Annotated in this window: 1 pseudogene; it reads right to left on the reverse strand. The window is 43.1% G+C overall.

Annotation, left to right across the window (positions count from 1 at the left end):
* Positions 1–399, reverse strand: a pseudogene (locus tag RVS70_RS23010) (DNA-directed RNA polymerase subunit beta); the annotation flags it as partial.

Here is a 399-nt window from a genome sequence, read left to right on the forward strand (position 1 = left end):
CTCCTATGAGATCAAGAATCTCTTGATCGGAGCCGAAGCCGAGAGCACGCAAAAGAACCGTAACCGGCAACTTACGTGTGCGATCAATGCGGACATAAACAACATCTTTCGCATCAGTTTCGTATTCTAACCATGCGCCACGGTTTGGAATGACAGTTGCGGTAAAACATTTTTTACCGTTCTTCTCTACTTTACCACTGAAATATACACTTGGAGACCGAACAAGCTGGGAAACGATAACGCGTTCCGCACCGTTAATGATAAAAGTACCTGTATCTGTCATAATAGGGAAATCACCCATGAAGACATCTTGGTCTTTTACCTCTCCAGTTTCTTTGTCAATTAAACGAACCTTCACTCTTAGCGGAGCTGAGTAAGTCACATCACGTTCTTTTGATT

Source organism: Virgibacillus sp. M23 (genome assembly GCF_034190895.1).
In the GTDB taxonomy this organism is placed as follows: Bacteria; Bacillota; Bacilli; order Bacillales; family Amphibacillaceae; genus Virgibacillus; species Virgibacillus salarius.